Consider the following 4,238-nt stretch of genomic DNA (forward strand, 5'->3'; position numbering starts at 1 on the left):
GAGCTTCATTGCGTGCGGAACCGCCGAAGTGAAGGTTCGCCACATCCCTGTGACCTGCTGGTTCTCCGCACCGTCAGGACTATGAATCAGCCCTGCAGCTCCGGCTTGTTCACCACCTCCCGGGCCCGGTGCCGGGGGATCTTCGCGCCCCGGCACCGTTCGGCGCCCCCGGTCCAGGCGGCCAGAACGTACCAGCGCGACCAGGGTCCGTACGCCTCGGACCCGCTCTGGTTTGCGCCGGGTTCGGCTTCTTCCTCGCCTCCACCGGCGCCGCGCCGTTCATCACCGACGCGATCAGCGCGGTCACCGGCTGGATCTCCAGCATCTGAAACCGCCCCGGCCGCCGACGTCGAAGGCGCCACCCACCCCGCGCCTTCGACGCCTCCAGGGAGCCCCGATGCCTCAGACCCGCCCCGCCATAGACCAGGCCGCCCCAGCCACCGCGCAGCCCGCGCCGCCGGCGGCCCTGTCCCTCGAGGAACGCATGGCATTCATCAACGCGGCGATGAGCGTGCGGCTGGACGAAGCGAAGGTCGCCTATGAGGTCAACACGGCTCACATCGAGACCGAGCCCGTGGACCTGGCCGACATCGTCACCGTGCCGCTGACCCCGACGCTCCAGCCTCCGCCGCAGTCCTACCCGACGCCGGTCGCGGCCCTTCTCCAGCGCGCCCACCACCGGCTGCTCACCGGCGGCTGGTGCTCCGGCGCGCTGGTCGACGAGGACGGCGCCCGCTGCATGCTCGGGGCCATCCGGATCGAGGCCCGCGGCGACAGCGGCCTGGAAGCCGGCGCGGTCACCGTGCTCCTGGACGCGATCCGCCGCAAGTTCGGCGACAGCGTCGACTCCGTTCCATCGTTCAACGACGCGCACAGCTCCGGCCGCGTCCCGATGCGGATGCTCGACCAGGCCGCCGACCTCGCCCACGCCGGCGGCCTCTGACCGCCCCGCTCCGGACCACCTGCCTCGCACCCGAACCCACGCGGTCGGGTGTGGGCCAGGCCGTCCGGCCCGCACACCACCACCCGCCACACGAACCCGATCAAGGGAGCGCCCCGCCATGCAGTCCGACGACAAGCCCGTCAACGGCCAGCACGTACCGAACTTCCTCGACCTGCTCGACCAGACGCCCCCGCCGCCGGCCACCGGCCCGGACAAGGACCCCGGCACCAACCTCGCCCAGCTGCGCGCCGCGTGGGACGCCTCCTGGGAGCAGGGCGGCTTCCTGCACGGCCGGTGGGAGGAACTGCGCCAGGCCCCGCAGGCCGGATGGCACGGCATGAGTAATTGGATCAAGGCCCTGCTGGTCCTCACCGGGATGTGCGCGGTCATCATCCTGCTCGACACGGCGGGCGATGTCTTCGACGCCGCGCTCAACCGGCTGGCCGACGCGCTCCCCGCCACCCAGGTCGGCACCAGCGCCTCCGACGAGTTCTGGGGCGTGGTCGACAACCCGATCCGCACCTACATCGCCCAGCACACCGCCAGCCTCCCGGTCAGCGGCGCCGCCATCTACACCTTCTGGCAGCTCGCCGGTGCGATCGGCGGGTTCATCGGCGCCACCGGCGCCCGCCTCACCTGGACCGTCTGGGGCGCCGCAACCGTCGCCGCCGTATGGACCACCACCCCCGCCGACGGGCGCACCGTCGCCACCGCCATCGCCGTCCTCGCCTGGACCATCGCCTCCACCCTCGCCCTGCGCGGCCTGAGCCTGCGCCCGGTCGTCAACAACTTCCCCCCGCCCAGCCAGCCCGCCCCGGCCTTCCAGCCGCAGATCGAGATCCGGCCCGAGATCCACATCCCCGCCCCCGCCACCGCGCCCGACGACGACGCCCCGACAACGTCCACCCCTTCCAGCGCTGACCCCCGGTCGCTCCGCCTGGTCCTCGCCCACCCCGCTGCTGCGGGGCAGGGCGAGGGCCGACCGGCCTCACGCACCACCACCCCGTTCCCGACCGATTGGAGAGCACGTGGCCGTCATAGGCGTGCTGACGGAGCCGACCCCGCCCACCTGGTGGAAGGCGAACCGGCACAAGGTCTACGGCACCGGCGGACTGGTGATCGGCTACCTGATCGGCCCCCACCTGCACGGTGGCCCCGACCCGCAGCCCCAGCACCCGCGCCCGAGCCACACCACGCCGGCACCGACCACGCCCGGCGCGCACCGCACGCACACGCCCGCCTGACCCGTCACCCGCCGCACCCCCGCCGACGAAACGCTGTCGGCGGGGGTGCGGCGCTGTGCACCGACCTCTGGAGGAAATGCCCGACCCACTTCCGCAGACAGGTCATGGCTCCTTTGGACTCGAAACCTTGGAGCGGGCCGAACAACGACTGTCCGGGTTGGGCGTCGGTGAGCTGCTCGGCCAGGGCGATGACGCGTGCGACTTCGTCGATGACAACCCACTCGTCCATCTCGCCGCCCCAGAGGCGTCCTTTGACGACCTTGCTGACCAGTCGGTACCGGGCCAGACCGGTGCTGTCTGCCTCGTCTGTGCGGCGGCAGCCGACCGTCAGCTCCATGAGATCACTGGACCGCATTCCGGTCAGCGCGGACGTGGCAACCGTGCAAGCGTGGCTGGCGATGCGGATCAGGGCATCGGCGCTGAAGGTCGGGCAGCGACCAGGGGATGGGCTCGCCGGTGTCCGCGCGTGGGACATCGGCTGCGTCACGGCACCATGCGTACTCGGTGCCCACCTCGGCGACCGCCCCCTCCAGCAACGGACGGGCCTGGACCAGGAGTGCCCTGGCGATGTCGCGGTGCCCACTCGGCCGCAGCAGAACCTGAAAGTTGACGAGCAGCAGCGGATCGGTGAGATCCCAGCCGGACCGGAGCAGTTTGGTCACCTGCCCGTCCCCAAGCCGCGGCAGCGCCTGGCCCGTCCGCAGATGAGCATCGACGAGCGAGGCGAGCAGGTCGGCGTCCCGCAGGTTCCGCGACCACTCGACGTTCCGCCGGGCCTCGCGCTCGGCCTGCAACTCCGTGCGCAGGCTCACGATGTGCGGTCCGAGCACATCGACCAGGTGCAAGCACGCGGTCAGCAACGGCCGCAGGACATCGTCGTCCAGTGGCTCGGTCTTGATCACGACCTGGGGCCGGGCGGGTGCCCCGGTGACGAGCCGAGGCGATCGTGTGCCCCAGGGCCGGAAGCCGGGCCGGTGTCGGTCGGCGGACAGCACCTCGTCGTAGTCGGTGATGTCCTGCATGGCGGAGACCACCGTCCGCAGCGAGCTGCCGGCCTTGTTCCGCAGGACTGCACCGGCCGCCTTGTCCCGGACGACGCCGTACTCGCGCAGGAAGGCGTCGCAGTGGTCCTGGGTGACCGCGGCGAGCGTGGTGATCCGGCGCTCGTGCAGCCAGTTCAGCCAGAACGTCAGGTGATAGAGGCGTGCATGGAGGGTGCGGGGGTGCCGTGGGATCCGACGGGCCCTCGGCAGGGCGAGGACACGCTCGTCCCGCGTGGTGATCCCGGCCAGGGTGAGTTCCTTGGCGATCACGCGCCACGGCCAGTGGGTGATCCGGTCGAACAGAAGGTGCTTCTCCGTCACCTTCATCTGCACCGGTGCATCGGCCCAGCCGATGAACGACCACACATCGTCCTCGAAGCGCGGCCGAGGGCAGCCGTCCAGCCAGGCCAGGCGGGCGGTGGCGGCGACGTCCGCGCCGACGAACACCGATGAGCCCGCAGGCTCGACCAAATCAGGAACAGGAAGCAGACTCACGACGTGGTCTCCTCGGGTCGCAGCGGCAGTTCGGCGTCCTCGTCACCAACCTCGCGCTGTGCCGCGGCGATGGCGGCCTTCTCGAACCGCGGCAGGACGTCCGCCGATAGGCGGCGCGCGTAGGGGGCGAACACGGCGGCGAACTGCTCGCGCGGCATCTGCCGGAACTGACCGGGCGAAGAAGGCTTTCAGCCGCAGCAGGTTCGGCAGGTGGCGCGGGGCGAACAACGCCAGCGGGCAGAGCAGGCAGACCCAGGGCCGGGCCGGGCACGGCTTTCCCTTCGGTCCGTGCAGGCCTGCGAAGGGCGTTGTCAGGTTGTCGGGGACGTGGTTGTTTGGGGGCGTGCAGGAGCCTGGTGCTGGGTCCGTTCAGCTCGTGGCGGGCATGCCGGCAGGGCCGGTGATGTGGTTTCAGATGGTGAGCCTTTTCAGAGTGGCCACCGATCGGGTGATGAGGTGGCGGTGGTGAAACAGGCAGAGCCCCCGGGCTGTTGAGCAAGGTGTCTATGCTCA

At 70.9% G+C, this 4,238-nt stretch carries 5 protein-coding genes and 1 pseudogene; 2 read left to right on the top strand and 4 right to left on the bottom strand.

What is annotated here, in order from left to right:
• Positions 1–397: 397 nt before the first annotated feature.
• Positions 398–943 (top strand): hypothetical protein, encoded by a 546-nt coding sequence (locus tag ABZX75_RS33935; protein WP_355417986.1) that lies wholly within the window; start codon positions 398–400, stop codon positions 941–943.
• 100 nt (positions 944–1,043) lie between these two features.
• Here ABZX75_RS33935 and ABZX75_RS33940 read toward each other — a convergent pair whose 3' ends face one another.
• Positions 1,044–1,799: a hypothetical protein gene (locus tag ABZX75_RS33940; protein ID WP_355417989.1), complete on the bottom strand. Its 756-nt coding sequence runs from the start codon at positions 1,797–1,799 to the stop codon at positions 1,044–1,046.
• A 172-nt stretch (positions 1,800–1,971) separates the two neighbouring features.
• Between ABZX75_RS33940 and ABZX75_RS33945 the strand changes: the two genes are divergently transcribed.
• Positions 1,972–2,187 carry a hypothetical protein gene (locus ABZX75_RS33945; protein ID WP_355417992.1) on the top strand — a complete coding sequence of 72 codons (216 nt, stop codon included), beginning with the start codon at positions 1,972–1,974 and terminating at the stop codon, positions 2,185–2,187.
• 4 nt (positions 2,188–2,191) lie between these two features.
• Here the strand turns inward: ABZX75_RS33945 and ABZX75_RS33950 are convergent, their stop codons facing one another.
• The 3 genes and pseudogenes from ABZX75_RS33950 to ABZX75_RS33960 all read right to left on the bottom strand — a co-directional run.
• Entirely contained in the window at positions 2,192–2,524 is a 333-nt protein-coding gene (locus ABZX75_RS33950; RefSeq protein ID WP_355417995.1) for a hypothetical protein, read from the bottom strand.
• 4 nt (positions 2,525–2,528) lie between these two features.
• Positions 2,529–3,677, bottom strand: coding sequence for a hypothetical protein (locus ABZX75_RS33955; RefSeq protein WP_355417998.1), 1,149 nt, complete (start codon positions 3,675–3,677; stop codon positions 2,529–2,531).
• Between the two features lie 44 nt (positions 3,678–3,721).
• Positions 3,722–4,025, bottom strand: a pseudogene (locus tag ABZX75_RS33960) (hypothetical protein); the annotation flags it as partial.
• Positions 4,026–4,238 lie beyond the last annotated feature (213 nt).

It is taken from the genome of Streptomyces sp. NPDC003038 (assembly GCF_040611115.1).
In the GTDB taxonomy this organism is placed as follows: Bacteria; Actinomycetota; Actinomycetes; order Streptomycetales; family Streptomycetaceae; genus Streptomyces.